15 protein-coding genes are annotated in these 13,400 nt (G+C 72.3%); 5 read left to right on the forward strand and 10 right to left on the reverse strand.

The annotated features are described in order from the left end of the window. Positions 1-65 precede the first annotated feature (65 nt). Positions 66-1,337 (forward strand): Ig-like domain-containing protein, encoded by a 1,272-nt coding sequence (locus ACFWUY_RS11960; RefSeq protein WP_384105874.1) that lies wholly within the window; start codon positions 66-68, stop codon positions 1,335-1,337. A gap of 99 nt (positions 1,338-1,436) precedes the next feature. Here the strand turns inward: ACFWUY_RS11960 and ACFWUY_RS11965 are convergent, their stop codons facing one another. After that, positions 1,437-2,303, reverse strand: a complete 867-nt coding sequence (locus tag ACFWUY_RS11965; protein ID WP_384105878.1) for a helix-turn-helix domain-containing protein — start codon at positions 2,301-2,303, stop codon at positions 1,437-1,439. Between the two features lie 129 nt (positions 2,304-2,432). Between ACFWUY_RS11965 and ACFWUY_RS11970 the strand changes: the two genes are divergently transcribed. Both ACFWUY_RS11970 and ACFWUY_RS11975 read left to right on the forward strand, forming a co-directional pair. After that, the gene (locus tag ACFWUY_RS11970) at positions 2,433-3,485 is read left to right on the forward strand and encodes an NAD(P)-dependent alcohol dehydrogenase (protein WP_384105881.1); all 1,053 of its coding nucleotides are present in this window, start codon (positions 2,433-2,435) and stop codon (positions 3,483-3,485) included. An 80-nt stretch (positions 3,486-3,565) separates the two neighbouring features. After that, a complete protein-coding gene (locus ACFWUY_RS11975) occupies positions 3,566-3,922 on the forward strand; it encodes a DUF1330 domain-containing protein (RefSeq protein WP_384105884.1) in 357 nt (118 codons plus the stop codon). On the opposite strand, the gene ACFWUY_RS11980 is transcribed toward ACFWUY_RS11975, so the two are convergent. The 5 genes from ACFWUY_RS11980 to ACFWUY_RS12000 all read right to left on the reverse strand — a co-directional run bounded on the left by ACFWUY_RS11980 (position 3,905) and on the right by ACFWUY_RS12000 (position 8,848). Further along, positions 3,905-5,590, reverse strand: a complete 1,686-nt coding sequence (locus ACFWUY_RS11980; RefSeq protein ID WP_384105887.1) for an ABC-F family ATP-binding cassette domain-containing protein — start codon at positions 5,588-5,590, stop codon at positions 3,905-3,907. The two genes, ACFWUY_RS11975 and ACFWUY_RS11980, sit on opposite strands and share 18 nt — an antisense overlap. A 157-nt stretch (positions 5,591-5,747) precedes the next feature. Then, positions 5,748-6,245 carry a hypothetical protein gene (locus ACFWUY_RS11985; RefSeq protein ID WP_384105890.1) on the reverse strand — a complete coding sequence of 166 codons (498 nt, stop codon included), beginning with the start codon at positions 6,243-6,245 and terminating at the stop codon, positions 5,748-5,750. 132 nt (positions 6,246-6,377) lie between these two features. Further along, a complete protein-coding gene (locus ACFWUY_RS11990; RefSeq protein WP_384105893.1) occupies positions 6,378-6,986 on the reverse strand; it encodes a hypothetical protein in 609 nt (202 codons plus the stop codon). Then, positions 6,983-7,651 (reverse strand): peptide-methionine (S)-S-oxide reductase MsrA, encoded by a 669-nt coding sequence (gene msrA, locus ACFWUY_RS11995; RefSeq protein ID WP_384105896.1) that lies wholly within the window; start codon positions 7,649-7,651, stop codon positions 6,983-6,985. The genes ACFWUY_RS11990 and msrA overlap by 4 nt, the downstream gene beginning before the upstream one ends. 90 nt (positions 7,652-7,741) lie before the next feature. Then, positions 7,742-8,848, reverse strand: a complete 1,107-nt coding sequence (locus tag ACFWUY_RS12000) for a hypothetical protein (protein WP_384105899.1) — start codon at positions 8,846-8,848, stop codon at positions 7,742-7,744. Positions 8,849-8,920: 72 nt separating this feature from the next. Between ACFWUY_RS12000 and ACFWUY_RS12005 the strand changes: the two genes are divergently transcribed. Further along, entirely contained in the window at positions 8,921-10,075 is a 1,155-nt protein-coding gene (locus ACFWUY_RS12005) for a cystathionine gamma-synthase (protein ID WP_384105902.1), read from the forward strand. A gap of 250 nt (positions 10,076-10,325) precedes the next feature. Here the strand turns inward: ACFWUY_RS12005 and ACFWUY_RS12010 are convergent, their stop codons facing one another. The 4 genes from ACFWUY_RS12010 to ACFWUY_RS12025 are packed head-to-tail and all read right to left on the reverse strand — an operon-like array spanning position 10,326 to position 11,952. Further along, positions 10,326-10,517 carry a DUF1059 domain-containing protein gene (locus ACFWUY_RS12010; RefSeq protein WP_384105905.1) on the reverse strand — a complete coding sequence of 64 codons (192 nt, stop codon included), beginning with the start codon at positions 10,515-10,517 and terminating at the stop codon, positions 10,326-10,328. A 43-nt stretch (positions 10,518-10,560) separates the two neighbouring features. Next, positions 10,561-10,812: a hypothetical protein gene (locus ACFWUY_RS12015; RefSeq protein WP_384105908.1), complete on the reverse strand. Its 252-nt coding sequence runs from the start codon at positions 10,810-10,812 to the stop codon at positions 10,561-10,563. Further along, entirely contained in the window at positions 10,809-11,333 is a 525-nt protein-coding gene (locus ACFWUY_RS12020; RefSeq protein ID WP_384105911.1) for a sigma factor-like helix-turn-helix DNA-binding protein, read from the reverse strand. Before ACFWUY_RS12020 ends, ACFWUY_RS12015 begins: the two co-directional genes overlap by 4 nt. A 31-nt stretch (positions 11,334-11,364) precedes the next feature. Next, entirely contained in the window at positions 11,365-11,952 is a 588-nt protein-coding gene (locus ACFWUY_RS12025) for a MarR family winged helix-turn-helix transcriptional regulator (RefSeq protein WP_384105914.1), read from the reverse strand. Positions 11,953-12,101: 149 nt separating this feature from the next. Between ACFWUY_RS12025 and ilvA the strand changes: the two genes are divergently transcribed. Beyond that, on the forward strand, positions 12,102-13,331 hold the full coding sequence (ilvA, locus tag ACFWUY_RS12030) for a threonine ammonia-lyase (RefSeq protein WP_384105916.1): 1,230 nt from the start codon (positions 12,102-12,104) through the stop codon (positions 13,329-13,331). The last annotated feature ends 69 nt before the right edge of the window (positions 13,332-13,400 follow it).

Genomic DNA, 13,400 nt, shown 5'->3' on the forward strand with positions numbered 1-13,400 from the left:
CGGGTTCTGGAACCGGACGGGGTGTCATGGGTATTCAGGTAAGTGTTGGCAGGGAATCGGCGACGATGGAGATGCGTGTGATGACGGACGGCAAGCGCCGCAGGGGCCTGGCGGTCGCGGCCGCGGTGCTCGGCGGCGTAATGGTGCTCTCGGCGTGCAGCGACGGCGACAAGGGCGGCAGCGCTTCCGGATCCCCGACCCCACCGTCGCAGTCACAGGTCGACGAGGCCGCAGAGGCGGCCAAGACGTCCGAGGCGCAGATCACCATCTCGCCCAAGAGCGGCACGCAGAACGCGTCGATCAACAACGACGCCAAGGTCACCGTCGCCAAGGGCAAGCTCACCGAGGTCACCATGACCTCCGCCGAGGGCACCGCGGTCAAGGGCGAGATAGCGGCCGACGGCCTCAGCTGGAAGCCCAGCGAGCAGCTGGAGCGGGCCACGGTCTACAAGATCACCGCCACCGCCAGCGACGCGGCCGGCCTGGAGGCCCACGAGAACTCCTCGTTCACCACCGTCTCCAAGGCCAACAGCTTCATCGGCAACTTCACGCCCGAGGACGGCTCGACCGTCGGCGTCGGCATGCCGGTCTCGATCAACTTCAACAAGGCGATCACCGACAAGAAGGCCGTCCAGAGCGGCATCACCGTCTCCTCCAGCAGCGGCCAGGAGGTCGTCGGGCACTGGTTCAACTCCCAGCGCATCGACTTCCGCCCCGACGACTACTGGACCGAGGGCTCCACCGTCACCCTCAAGCTCGACCTCGACGGCGTCGAGGGCGCCGACGGCGTCTTCGGCGTCCAGCAGAAGACCGTCACCTTCAAGATCGGCCGCAACCAGGTCTCCACCGTCGACGTCGCCACCAAGACCATGACGGTCACCCAGGACGGCAAGACGATCAAGACCATCCCGATCTCCGCCGGCTCCCCGGAGAACCCGACCTACAACGGTCAGATGGTGATCTCCGAGAAGTTCAAGGAGACCCGGATGAACGGCGCCACCGTCGGCTTCACGGACGACGACGGCAAGGGCGAGTACGACATCAAGGACGTGCCGCACGCGATGCGCCTGTCCACCTCGGGCACGTTCATCCACGGCAACTACTGGGGCCCGGACTCGATCTTCGGCTCCGCCAACACCAGCCACGGCTGCGTGGGCCTCAACGACGTGAAGGGCGCCGGCGACCCGAACCAGCAGGCCGCCTGGCTCTACGAGCACTCGATCGTCGGTGACGTCGTGATCGTCAAGAACTCCAAGGACAAGACGATCGCCCCCGACAACGGCCTCAACGGCTGGAACATGAGCTGGGCGGACTGGAAGGCCGGCTCGGCGGTCTGATCCCGTACGAGGTCTGCACCCGCACACGTACGACCGAGGCCCCCTCCCGCACCGGGAGGGGGCCTTCGCGCGTGTACGGGCCCCAGCCGGAAAGACCGGCTACTCCCGTACGTCCACCGGCTCGTCCACACCCCACTGCGCGAGCAGCCGCAGCGCGTCCGCCGACGCCGTCCCCGGCTCCGCGTGGTACGTCACGAGCACCAGGTCCGGATCGCCGCCCGCCACCTTCAGCGACTCGTACGCCAGCGTCATCTCACCCACCAGCGGATGCCGCAGCCGCTTCGTCCCGTGCCCCTTGTCGGCCACCGTGTGCGCCGCCCACAGCGAGCGGAACTCCTCGCTCTTCACCGACAGCTCGCCCACCAGCGCGAGCAGCAGCGGATCGTCCGGATAGCAGCCCGCGTACAGCCGCAGCACGCTCACGACCTCGGTCGCCTTGCACTCCCAGTCGAGATAGAGGGCCCGCGCGTTCGGATCGAGGAACACCATCCGGGCCATGTTCCGCTCGTGCGGCTCCCAGGCGGCGAAGTCGCCGAGCAGCGCCCGCGCCATCCGGTTCCACGCCAGCAGGTCGAGACGCCGGCCGAGCACCAGGGCCGGCACGGTGTCCATCGAGTCGATGAGGTGCGTGAGCCCCGGCCGCACCTGCTGGGGGCGGGCGATCGACGCCCGCTGCCGCTTCTTCACCGTCGGCTTCGCCAGGTGCGTCAGATGGGACCGCTCGGTGTCGCTCAGCCGCAGGGCGCGCGCGATGGCGTCCAGGACCTCCATGGACACGTTGCGGCCGTTGCCCTGTTCGAGCCGGGTGTAGTACGCCACCGACACGCCCGCCAGCTGCGCCAGCTCCTCGCGGCGCAGCCCCGGCACCCGCCGGTGCCGCCCGAACTCGGGCAGCCCGACGTCCTGGGGCTTCAGCCGGGCCCGCCGGGAGCGCAGGAATTCGCTGAGTTCTGCACTGGGGTCCATACGACCCCATTATCGCCGCCGGGCCCGGCCGCCGGACGTACGTTCCTGACCCTGCCAGTGGTAGGCACGCCGGTCGTAGGCAGAACAGGTGGCTGGGTGATGTCCGAGCGGTCCGGCAGGCTCGAGGACATGACCACGAACGTGACCACCGTCCCCGCCTACGCCGCACCCGCCGCCAACGCCCCCCTCGAGCGCACCACCGTGCCGCGCCGGGCCGTCGGCGAGCACGACGTCCTCATCGAGATCAAGTACGCCGGCATCTGCCACTCCGACATCCACCAGGCGCGCGACGGCTGGGGCGAGGGCATCTTCCCGATGGTCCCGGGCCACGAGATCGCCGGAATCGTCACGGAGACCGGCCCCGGGGTCACCAGGCACAAGGTCGGCGACCGCGTCGGCGTCGGCTGCTTCGTCGACTCGTGCCGCGAGTGCGCGTACTGCGAGCAGGGTCTGGAGCAGTACTGCACGCAGGGCGGGACCGGCACGTACAACGCCCTCGACAAGAACGGCGAGCCCACCTACGGCGGCTACTCCAGCCACATCGTCGTCGACGAGAACTACACCCTGCGCATCCCCGAGGGCATCGCCCTCGACGAGGCCGCCCCGCTGCTCTGCGCCGGCATCACCCTCTACTCGCCGCTGGCCCACTGGCAGGCCGGCCCCGGCAAGAAGGTCGCGATCGTCGGCCTCGGCGGCCTCGGCCACATGGGCGTCAAGATCGCGCACGCGCTCGGCGCGGAGGTCACCGTACTCAGCCAGTCGCTGAAGAAGCAGGAGGACGGCCTGAAGCTGGGCGCCGACCACTTCTACGCGACGAGCGACCCGGAGACCTTCACGAAGCTCGCCGGCTCCTTCGACCTGATCATCTCCACGGTCTCCGCGCCGCTGGACTTCGGCGCCTACCTGAGCCTGGTGAAGACGGACGGCGCCCTGGTGAACGTGGGCGCCCCCGAGGAGCCCGTCGCGCTCAACCTCTTCTCCCTCATCGGCGGCCGCAAGACCCTCGCGGGCTCGATGATCGGCGGCATCGCCGAGACGCAGGAGATGCTCGACTTCTGCGCGGCGCACGGCCTGGGAGCCGAGATCGAGGTGATCGACGCGGACCGGATCAACGAGGCGTACGAGCGGGTCATCGCGAGCGACGTCCGCTACCGCTTCGTGATCGACGCGTCGACGATCTGACCGACCTGACGCACGCGGCTGCCGGGGCATGACCTCCGGGGTAATCGACCCCGGGCGCCATGCCCCGGCACCCTTGCGTCATGACCGCATACGCCATCGGAAACCTGCAGCCGAAGCCCGTCCTCGACGACGAGGTCTTCACCTACATGGACCGCATCCAGGCCACCCTCGACCCCTTCGGCGGCCGCTTCCTCGTCCACGGAGCCCCCGAACGCGAGGTCAAGGAGGGCGAGTGGCCCGGCGCCCTCGTGATCATCGGCTTCCCGACGTACGAGGACGCCCGGACCTGGTACGACTCCGAGGCCTACCGGGCCCTGATCCCCCTGCGCACCCGCCACATGACCGGAGACGTCCTCCTGATCGACGGCGTACCGGAGGACTACGACCCGGCGACGACCGCCGCGGCACTGCGCGCCGCGTCACACGGGACGGCCTGAGCGGAGTTCGAGCCGGTCGCCGCCGAAGCCCGCGCGGAAGCGGTCGTCGTGGGAGACCGCGACCACCGCGCCCGCGAAGACGGCGAGGGCCTCCTCCAACTCCTCCACCAGGGAGAGCGCCACATGGTTGGTCGGCTCGTCCAGGACGAGAAGATCGGCCGGCCGGGTCACGAGGCGCGCCAGTTCGAGCCGGCGCTGCTGGCCCACCGAGAGCCGGGCCACGGGCACGGTCAGGTCCTCCTCCCGGAAGAGACCGAGGGCGAGCAGTTCCTCCGCGTGTTCCTCGGGCAGACCGGGCCGGCCCGCCGCGTACGCCGTGAGCAGCGGCTCGGGGGACGGTACGGCGGGCAGCTCCTGGGCCAGGTGGCCGACCCGGCCCGGCCGGACGACGGTGCCGCTGTCGGGCGGAAGGTCACCGGCGAGAACCCGCAACAGGGTCGTCTTCCCGGCTCCGTTGGGCCCGGAGACGAGGATCCGGTCACCGGCGGAGATCCGGAGCTTGTCGATCCGCAGCCGGTCACCGACCACGACGTCGGAGAGCTCGACGAGCACGCCGTCGGCGAGGGGGAGCACCCCGCCCGGTCCGGGACCGGCCGGTCCGGGACCGGCCGGAGCCCCCGTGGCGACGGGCCCGGCCGTCGGGATCCGGGCGGTGAACCGGAGCGGCTCCGGTGGGGCCGGTACCGGTGACCTCCGCAGCTGTTCGAGCCGTACCCGCGCCGCCCTGACCTGCCCGGACAGTTTGTTCTCGTGCGAGCGGCGGTGCTTTCCGAAACCCTGCCGGGGGTCCTTCCCCGCCCCCGCGAGCCGCTGCCCGGCCGAGGCCACGAGCTCCTCCGCGCGGGCCAGCTCCTCCCGCCACTCCTCGTGCTCCCGCACCCGGCGGCGCCGGGCCGCGGCCTTCGCCACCCGGTAGCCGGCCCAGCCGTCGCCGTACCGGGTCACCGCGCGGGTGTCCCGGTCGACCTCCAGGACCGTCGTCGCCATCCCTTCCAGGAAGCCCCGGTCGTGGGTGACCGCCACCACCGTGCCGCGGTGGGCGCGCAGCCGTTCCGTCAGCCAGTCGGCGGCGGCCCGGTCGAGGTGGTTCGTCGGTTCGTCGAGGAGCAGCAGTTCGGCGCCGGAGGCGAGGACGCAGGCGAGGGCGAGCCGTGACCGCTCACCGCCGGAGAGCGTGCCGACGTGGCGCCCGTACGGGACGTGACCGAGGCCGAGCCCGTGCAGGGCGGCGTCCACGGCGGCGTCGGCCTGGTAGCCGCCGCGCTCCTCGAACCGGGCGGCCAGCTCGCCGTAGGCGAGGAGCTCCTCGGGTCCTGCGGTGCCGAGCGTCTCCTCGGCGGCCCGCATCTCCCGCTCCATGGCGCGGAGTTCGGCGAGCGCCGCGTCGACGACGTCCCGCACGGTGTGCTCGGGGCCGAGGCCGAAGGTCCCGGCGAGCGTCTGCGCGAGATGCCCGACGCCGCCGGGGAAACGGACGGTCACCTGCCCGCTGTCGGGCACTTCGACACCGGCGAGGAGCCGGAGCAGCGTGGACTTCCCGGAGCCGTTCTCGCCGATGACGGCGGCCTTCTCGCCGGGGCGGACGGTGAGCGTGATCTGTTCGAGGACGGAGCGGTCCCCGAAGGACTTGGAGACGTCGTTCAACGTCAACTGGGCGCGGTCGCGCATGGGATCTTTCCCTGAGGGCTGGGGGGCGTTCGGGCCGGGAAACGGAACACCGGGACCACCACTGCCGCGCCCAGGAGGCGCCGGATCAGCGGGTCAGACCGTGTCCGCGGCCAAAATCAGAGAAAGAAGTAGAACGAACCCATGCCCCCGAGTGTAGTCAGCGGGTACGGGAAAACGCCGTCGCGCAAGCGAGGAGCTCTGCGAACCGCAGCCACTGCGGGAGGGGCACGTTCAGCGGCGCGTACCCCGGAGTGACGTGGCGGCGGATGCCTGCGACCGTATCGGCCAGTTCGACGGCCGACGCGTCCCGCGTAGGGTCGTCCGGCCGCCCGAGGGCGGTGAGACAGGCCGCCCCGCAGGCGTCGAGGCGCCCGTGCGGGTCCGCGAGTCCCCGTGCCCGGTCGTCGGGGAGCAGCGAGGGATCGGAGTGCGGGATCCGGAGGAACGCCGCCCGGCGGTCCGCTACGGCGGCGACCAGCCCCAGGCGCGAGGGCGCCGTCGTGGAAGGCCAGGGGGGCCGCCACGGTACGAAGACAGGGGCGCCCCCGGGAACGCGGAGACCGGCCGCCTTCTCCGCGCGGCGGCGGACCGCGAAGGCCGCCACTTCCCGCAGCCTGGCCGCGCGGCTCGCCTCCAGCGTGTCGAGCGCGCGCAACAGCGCCGCCGGGTGTGCCGTCGGGCGGGCGGCAACTGCTCGTCACGCGCCCTGCGCGCGTAGGTCCCAAAGCTCATTCGGCGATTCCGGGCCCGTCAGTCGTCAGTCGTCGGGCTCAGCTGTCTTACGGGTTCAGTACCCCGAGGGGTGTGCGGACAGCCAGGCGGAGTGCCGGTCGCTCATCCGGTCACGTTCCTCGGGGGTGGCGAGGATGACGTCGGCGCCACCGTCGTACGGGTGGTGGATGCGGGAGAGCCCGGTGTCCGTCATGAAGACGCCGGGCAGGTTGTCGTCCGCGGCGGCGCGGAGGAGTGGATCGAGGCAGCCGCGTCGCCAGCGGCGGCGGTCGGCGTAGAAGTACCAGCGCGTGTGGAAGTCGGGATCCGGGTCGTCGGTGTCGTCCAGGGTGGTCCACAGCGTGCCCTCCGGGTGGAGGGCAGCGCGGTGGGCCGACCAGTCCGTCGGCTCGGAGGGGTCCGCCCAGTCGGTGGTCACCACGTACACGTCTCCGCCCGCGTAGAGCTCGTCGAGGACCGTGTTGTACCGGTCGAGGAGGACCGCGTACTCGGCCTCGTCCTCCGCGTAGCGCTTCGACTCCGGCAGGCTGTGGAAGCGCACCCAGCGGCTTCCGTGCACCGTCTTCAGCTCCCAGGGCAGCACCGGCCCGGCAGGCCTGTGGGCCTGCCAGAGCCGGGTCAGCCGCTCGTGCGCCGGGTCGGGCAGCAGGACGCCGCTGCTCACTCCGCAGGCGCCTCGGCGACACCGATCGGGCACGAGACGCCCGTACCGCCGATGCCGCAGTACCCCGCCGGGTTCTTGTCCAGGTACTGCTGGTGATACGGCTCCGCCGGGTAGAACGGGCGGGTCTCGTCGGCCGGGAGGATCTCGGTGGTGATCGTGCCGTGGCCCGAGCCCGTCAGGACCTTCTGGTAGGTCTCGCGGGACGCCTCGGCCGCCGCGGCCTGGGCGGGGGAGTGGGTGTGGATCGCCGAGCGGTACTGGGTGCCCACGTCGTTGCCCTGGCGGAAGCCCTGGGTCGGGTCGTGCGACTCCCAGAACAGCTTCAGGAGGCTCTCGTACGAGACCTTCGACGGGTCGAAGACGACGCGGACGGCCTCGGTGTGGCCGGTCAGACCCGAGCAGACCTCCTCGTACGCCGGGTTCACCGTGTAGCCGCCCTGGTAGCCGACGAGGGTCGTCCAGACGCCGTCGGTCTGCCAGAACTTGCGCTCGGCACCCCAGAAACAGCCGAGGGCGAAGTCGGCGACCTCCAGGCCCTCCGGGTACGGGCCGAGGAGCGGGTTGCCCAGGACGGTGTGGCGCTCGGGGACGGTGAACTCGGGCTCGGGACGGCCGCGCAGGGCCTGCTCGGGGGTGGGGAGGACGGGGGTGCGGGACAGGAACATGCTGCATCTCTCCTCGACGGTCGGCAGTGGACACAACAAGGAGGCGGGGGGAAACCTTCCCCCCGCCCTCGCCGTCCCACGGGCACGGGCTCAGCGCGGCAGCGTCGCCGGGCTGCCGCCGTTCGCCTCGTACCCCGCCACCGCCAGGTTCCGGAAGACCGTGAACTCCGCCGCCGGGTCGCCGCTCAGCGTCCACGGCACCGCGCCCACGTGCCCGTCGACCTTCACCAGCTGGTGCATGGCCTCCGACCAGCGCTCCGACCGCACCAGGAACCAGACGAGCAGATGGCGGACGTGCGCCAGCATCGGGTCGTCGGGCCGGGCCGAGTGCACCGCGTACAGCGCGCCGTCCATCGCCTTCGACACCACCGCCGTACGGAAGAAGTCCTGGACGAGCACCACCTCCGGCACGTGCTCGTACACCGCGAACAGCGGCAGCGCCGCGAGCAGCGAACCGCGCGGGGCGCGCGCCGCCGCCGTCGTCGCGAAGTGGTCGGCCTCCTCGCGCGAGCCGTGCCACTTCTCGCACCAGTAGTGGAGGGCCGCCAGGTGGGCCCCCATGTGCTGCGGCGCCCGGTCGATGACCCGCGCCCACACCTGGTCGAACTGCTCGTGGCCGTAGCCGAGGCCGCGCGCCACGGCCAGCTGCGTGATGTACGGGACGGGGTCGCCCGGAGCGAGCAGCGCCGCCTCCTCCGTGACCTTCCGGGCCTCCTCCAGGATGATCCGGAAGTCGTCGGTGCCGGCCGCGGAGGAGCGCCAGGCCTGCTGCACCAGGAACTCCGCGTGGACGGCCGCGCCGCCCGCGTCCTTCGGGGCCTCCGCCCGCCAGGTCCGCAGCCACGCGCCGCCCACGCCGGGCCGCTCCTGGAGCTCCAGGGACGCGGCGCCCGCGAAGGCCTGGACGCGCTGCCAGCGCACCTCGCCGTCCTTGTCGGTGGCGGCGAGCAGCCGGGACGCGGCCCGCCAGTCCTGGGTGGCCTGGACGACGTCGAGGACGTGCAGGAGCTCGTCGTCGGCGCCCGGCAGCCGTACGTCCTGGTCCTCCTGCCGGACGAACCCGTACGCCTCCGGGTCCGCCGCGTCCGGCGAACCGGGCGCCGCCAACCGGATCCCGCCGCCCCGGCGGCGCAGCAGGTAGGGGCCGAGGACGCCGAACAGCAGCCCGAGCGCGATCAGGAACCAGAGAATCTCCATGGTGTCCATTGTCCAGGACACCCGATGAGACGATCGCGGCGCCGGGGGGTGCGCGGCACTACGCTCCTGAGCATGAGCGACCAGCACTCCCACCAGAGCTTCGAGACCCGCGCGATCCACGCGGGCAACACCGCCGACCCGCTGACCGGCGCGGTCGTCCCGCCCATCTACCAGGTGTCCACCTACAAGCAGGACGGCGTGGGCGGACTGCGCGGCGGTTACGAGTACAGCCGCAGCGCCAACCCGACCCGTACCGCCCTCGAGGAGAACCTGGCGGCCCTGGAGGGCGGCCGGCGCGGTCTCGCCTTCGCCTCAGGGCTCGCCGCCGAGGACTGCCTGCTGCGCACGCTCCTCGCGCCCGGCGACCACGTGGTCATCCCGAACGACGCCTACGGCGGCACGTTCCGGCTGTTCGCGAAGGTCGTGGAGCGCTGGGGCGTGGACTTCTCGGTGGCGAACACCTCGGACATCGACGCGGTGCGGGACGCCGTCAACGACCGTACGAAGCTGATCTGGGTCGAGACCCCGTCGAACCCGCTCCTCGGCATCACCGACATCGAGGCCGTCGCGGGCGTGGCCCGTCAGGCCGGCGTGAAGCTCGTCGTCGACAACACCTTCGCTTCGCCGTACCTCCAGCAGCCGCTGGCGCTGGGCGCGGACGTCGTCGTGCACTCGCTCACCAAGTACATGGGCGGGCACTCGGACGTCGTCGGCGGCGCGCTTGTGACGGCGGACGAGGCGCTCGGCGAGGAGCTGGCGTACCACCAGAACGCGATGGGCGCGGTAGCGGGTCCCTTCGACTCGTGGATCGTGCTGCGCGGCATCAAGACCCTCGCCGTGCGCATGGACCGCCACAGCGAGAACGCGGAGAAGATCGTCGAGATGCTGACCCAGCACCCGAAGGTCACCCAGGTCCTCTACCCGGGTCTGCCGGAGCACCCGGGGCACGAGGTCGCGGCCAAGCAGATGCGGTCCTTCGGCGGCATGATCTCCTTCCGCGTCGAGGGCGGCGAGGAGGCGGCGGTCGAGGTCTGCAACCGGGCGCGGCTCTTCACGCTCGGTGAGTCGCTCGGCGGCGTCGAGTCGCTCATCGAGCACCCGGGCCGGATGACCCACGCGTCCGTCGCGGGCTCCGCGCTCGAGGTCCCCGCCGACCTCGTCCGCCTCTCGGTGGGCATCGAGAACGCCGACGACCTGCTCGCCGACCTGCGCCAGGCGCTGGGCTAGTAGCCCGGTCGTACGGTACGGAGGCGGCCGTACGGTACGGAGGCCCCGGGGCCGACCGCGACAAGGGGTCCCGGGCCCACCGCCGGACCCCGAGCGCCCCAGAACCCCGGGGCCCCCGCCGCCCAGGCCCCGGGCCGAGGTCTTCCAGAGGCGCCCGCCCGGGTCCTGGCTGCGGGTCCTTCGGCGGCGTCGTCCGGGTCCTTCAGAGGTGTCCTCCGGGTCCCGGCGGCGGGTCCTCCGGCCGGGCCCTTCAGGTGCCGGGCATCGGGTCCTTCATCGAGGCCCGGACCTCCTCGCGGAGTTCGAGTGTGTCCGTGTGTTCGTGCACGGAGACTGCGTGCGCGACGGCCGCCCGCAGAAGCTCGTCCTCCTCGCCCGACATGTAGAGCGAACAGCCGGAGACGCTCGGTGTGTCCCGGCAGTCGGTTGCTTTCCTGGCCATGACGACCTCCAGACGGGCCCCTGCCTTCAGGTTAGGCCCGTTCTCACCACCCTTCGAGCGGTGGCGTCGTCTCCGCCGGCGGGGCCTCCCAGGGCCGGGCCGCCGTCGCCCACACCGTGAACACGAGCACGGCGACGACCAACAGGGTCCACAGCAGCCGTCGCGCCACCCGGTCGCGGCGGGCCCGCCGGGCCCCGTGCCTCGCGGCCCGTGCGGCGAGGTCCGCGGGGACGGGCGGGTGCGGGGTGTCGAGGAGCCGGCGGACCGCCTCCTCCTTGTCCTGGTGGCGGGTCACGCGGCCGTCCCCCGGGGCGTGTTCTGCCGCCGGGCGGCCCGGCGCGCGTCCTCCGGGGGGCGCCCGTTCCGCTCCCGTTCGGCGGCCCTGAGGGTGGCGACCGAGCGGGCGCAGACGGCGCGGACGCGTGCTTCGGGCAGTCCGAGCAGCGCTCCCACCTGCTCCTCCGCGACGCCCTCGTACAGCCGGAGGACGACGACGAGCCGTTCCCGCGGGTGGAGGGCGGAGAGCAACCCGCCCCGGCCGGCGCGGTACCGCCAGGCGGCGCGCGCGAAACGGACGGCGAGGTCGCGCCGGGTGAGCTCGTACGGGTCGTCGTCGCGCAGCCGGTCCCACATCGCGTACGTGTGCGCGAGGGCGGCGGTCAGCAGGGCCTGGGCGTGCGGGTTACCGGTGCGGGTCTCGGCGGTGAGCAGGGTCGCGGCGTGCAGCAGCCGGCCCGCCGCCCCGGCGACGAACGCCTCGAACTCACTTGTGCGGTGGGCGCGTTGGGCGTCCGGTCCGCTCTGCTGCTCTCGCACGTCCTCATCTGAGGACAGCGCGGGTGCGGGGTCAAGAGGTCGGCGCGGACTCGCCCGTCCCCTCGGCCGTGGAGGCGTCGGCGGACGGGGCCGACGACGGGGCCGACGACGGGGCCGCGGACTCCGCCGCAGGGTGGCCCGTGTGCGCCGACTGCCGTGCCGACAGGGCGGTGTTGAAGCGGGTGAGCAGGGTGCAGAAGGACTCCCGCTCGGCCGGCGTCCAGCCCTCCGTGACCTCCGCCATCAGCTGGCGGCGCGAGGAGCGGACCTCCTCCAGGCGGGCCAGGCCGCGCGGCGAGAGCTGGAGGACGACCGCCCGGCCGTCCTCCGGGTGCGAAGTGCGCTTCACCAGGCCGGTGTCGACGAGCGGGGCGACCTGGCGGGTGACGGTCGACGAGTCGATGCCCATGCCCGCGGCCAGCGCCTTGACGCCCATCGGGCCTTCCTGGTCGAGCCGGTTGAGCAGGAGGTAGGCGGCGCGGTCCATCGAGTTCCGCAACTGGCCCGTGCCGCCGAGGCGGGTCTGCTCGGCCCGGCGGGCGAAGACGGCCACCTGGTGCTGGAGGGCATCGAGGAGACCGGGGTCGAGCGCAGTCGTCATGTCCTGAGACGTGGGCATGGCTGTGGGTCTCTCTCGTGCGGGGGTGGTCGGTCGGTGGGGGACAGAGTACGCGGCCCCGGGGAGGTCCGTACCGGGGCTGCGCAAACCGGTTGGGGCCCCTGTCCGCCGGGCGGCCACGAGTGCCGTGAGCTGCGAGACTTGCTGTCATGAGCTTCCGTACGCCAGACCCCTTGCACCGGCTGATGCTCGACGACGTGCGGGGGGCGCAGAAGATGTTGTCCGGGGTGGCCCGGATGACCGCGATGGAGGGCAGTCGTCATCTGTCGTCGCTGGTGGGGGCGCCGGTGCACCTCAAGTGCGAGAACCTCCAGCGGACCGGTTCCTTCAAACTGCGCGGGGCGTACGTACGGATCGCCGGGCTGCGGCCCGAGCAGCGGGCCGCCGGGGTCGTCGCGGCCTCCGCCGGCAACCACGCGCAGGGTGTCGCGCTCGCCTCGAAGCTGCTCGGGGTGCACGCCACCGTCTTCATGCCGGTCGGCGCCCCGCTGCCGAAGGTCGCGGCGACCCGGGAGTACGGCGCCGACGTCCGGATGCACGGCCATGTCGTGGACGAGACGCTCGCGGCGGCCGAGCAGTACGCGCGGGAGACCGGTGCCGTCTTCATCCACCCCTTCGACCACCCCGACATCATCGTGGGGCAGGGCACGGTCGGCCTGGAGATCCTGGAGCAGTGCCCGGAGGTCCGGACGATCCTCGTGGGCGTCGGCGGCGGCGGTCTCGCGGCCGGCGTCGGACTCGCCGTGAAGTCGGTGCGCCCGGACGTGAAGGTGATCGGCGTGCAGGCGGAGGGCGCGGCCGCCTATCCGCCCTCGCTGGCCGCCGGGCACCCCGTGGTCGTCGAGTCCCCGGTGACGATGGCCGACGGGATCAAGGTGGGGCGGCCCGGTGACGTGCCGTTCGCGCTGATCCAGGAGTACGTGGACGACGTCGTCACGGTCTCCGAGGACGCCCTCTCCTCGGCGCTGCTGCTCTGCCTGGAACGGGCGAAGCTGGTCGTCGAACCGGCGGGCGCCAGTCCGGTGGCGGCCCTGCTCAGCGACCCGAAGGCCTTCCGGGGGCCGGTCGTGGCGGTGCTGTCCGGCGGGAACGTCGACCCGCTGCTGCTCCAGCGCATCCTGCGGCACGGCATGGCCGCGGGCGGCCGCTACCTGAGCCTGCGGCTGCGGGTCACGGACCGGCCGGGGGTCCTCGCGACCCTGCTCGCGGTCCTCACGGTGGCCGACGCGAACGTCCTCGACATCAGTCACGTGCGGACCGACCCGCGGCTCGGCCTGACGGAGGCGGAGGTCGAGCTGCACCTGGAGACGAAGGGCCCGGAGCACTGCCGGGAGGTCGCGGACGCGCTGCGGGACGCCGGATACACGGTGCTGGGCTGACCGGTACCCGAAGCCCGGCCATGATCATGTGGCGCACGTCACCAATTCACTGGGCGGGGCGGGCCCGCT

Source organism: Streptomyces sp. NPDC058664 (assembly GCF_042716635.1).
Taxonomy (GTDB): domain Bacteria; phylum Actinomycetota; class Actinomycetes; order Streptomycetales; family Streptomycetaceae; genus Streptomyces.

Excerpts from the sequence above, each read along its gene's own strand:
- ACFWUY_RS11960 (WP_384105874.1), top strand. The coding sequence starts at position 66 with ATGGAGATGCGTGTGATGACGGACGGCAAGCGCCGCAGGGGCCTGGCG.
- ACFWUY_RS11965 (WP_384105878.1), bottom strand. The coding sequence starts at position 2,303 with ATGGACCCCAGTGCAGAACTCAGCGAATTCCTGCGCTCCCGGCGGGCC.
- ACFWUY_RS11970 (WP_384105881.1), top strand. The coding sequence starts at position 2,433 with ATGACCACGAACGTGACCACCGTCCCCGCCTACGCCGCACCCGCCGCC.
- ACFWUY_RS11975 (WP_384105884.1), top strand. The coding sequence starts at position 3,566 with ATGACCGCATACGCCATCGGAAACCTGCAGCCGAAGCCCGTCCTCGAC.
- ACFWUY_RS11980 (WP_384105887.1), bottom strand. The coding sequence starts at position 5,590 with ATGCGCGACCGCGCCCAGTTGACGTTGAACGACGTCTCCAAGTCCTTC.
- msrA (WP_384105896.1), bottom strand. The coding sequence starts at position 7,651 with ATGTTCCTGTCCCGCACCCCCGTCCTCCCCACCCCCGAGCAGGCCCTG.
- ACFWUY_RS12000 (WP_384105899.1), bottom strand. The coding sequence starts at position 8,848 with ATGGAGATTCTCTGGTTCCTGATCGCGCTCGGGCTGCTGTTCGGCGTC.
- ACFWUY_RS12005 (WP_384105902.1), top strand. The coding sequence starts at position 8,921 with ATGAGCGACCAGCACTCCCACCAGAGCTTCGAGACCCGCGCGATCCAC.
- ACFWUY_RS12010 (WP_384105905.1), bottom strand. The coding sequence starts at position 10,517 with ATGGCCAGGAAAGCAACCGACTGCCGGGACACACCGAGCGTCTCCGGC.
- ACFWUY_RS12025 (WP_384105914.1), bottom strand. The coding sequence starts at position 11,952 with ATGCCCACGTCTCAGGACATGACGACTGCGCTCGACCCCGGTCTCCTC.
- ilvA (WP_384105916.1), top strand. The coding sequence starts at position 12,102 with ATGAGCTTCCGTACGCCAGACCCCTTGCACCGGCTGATGCTCGACGAC.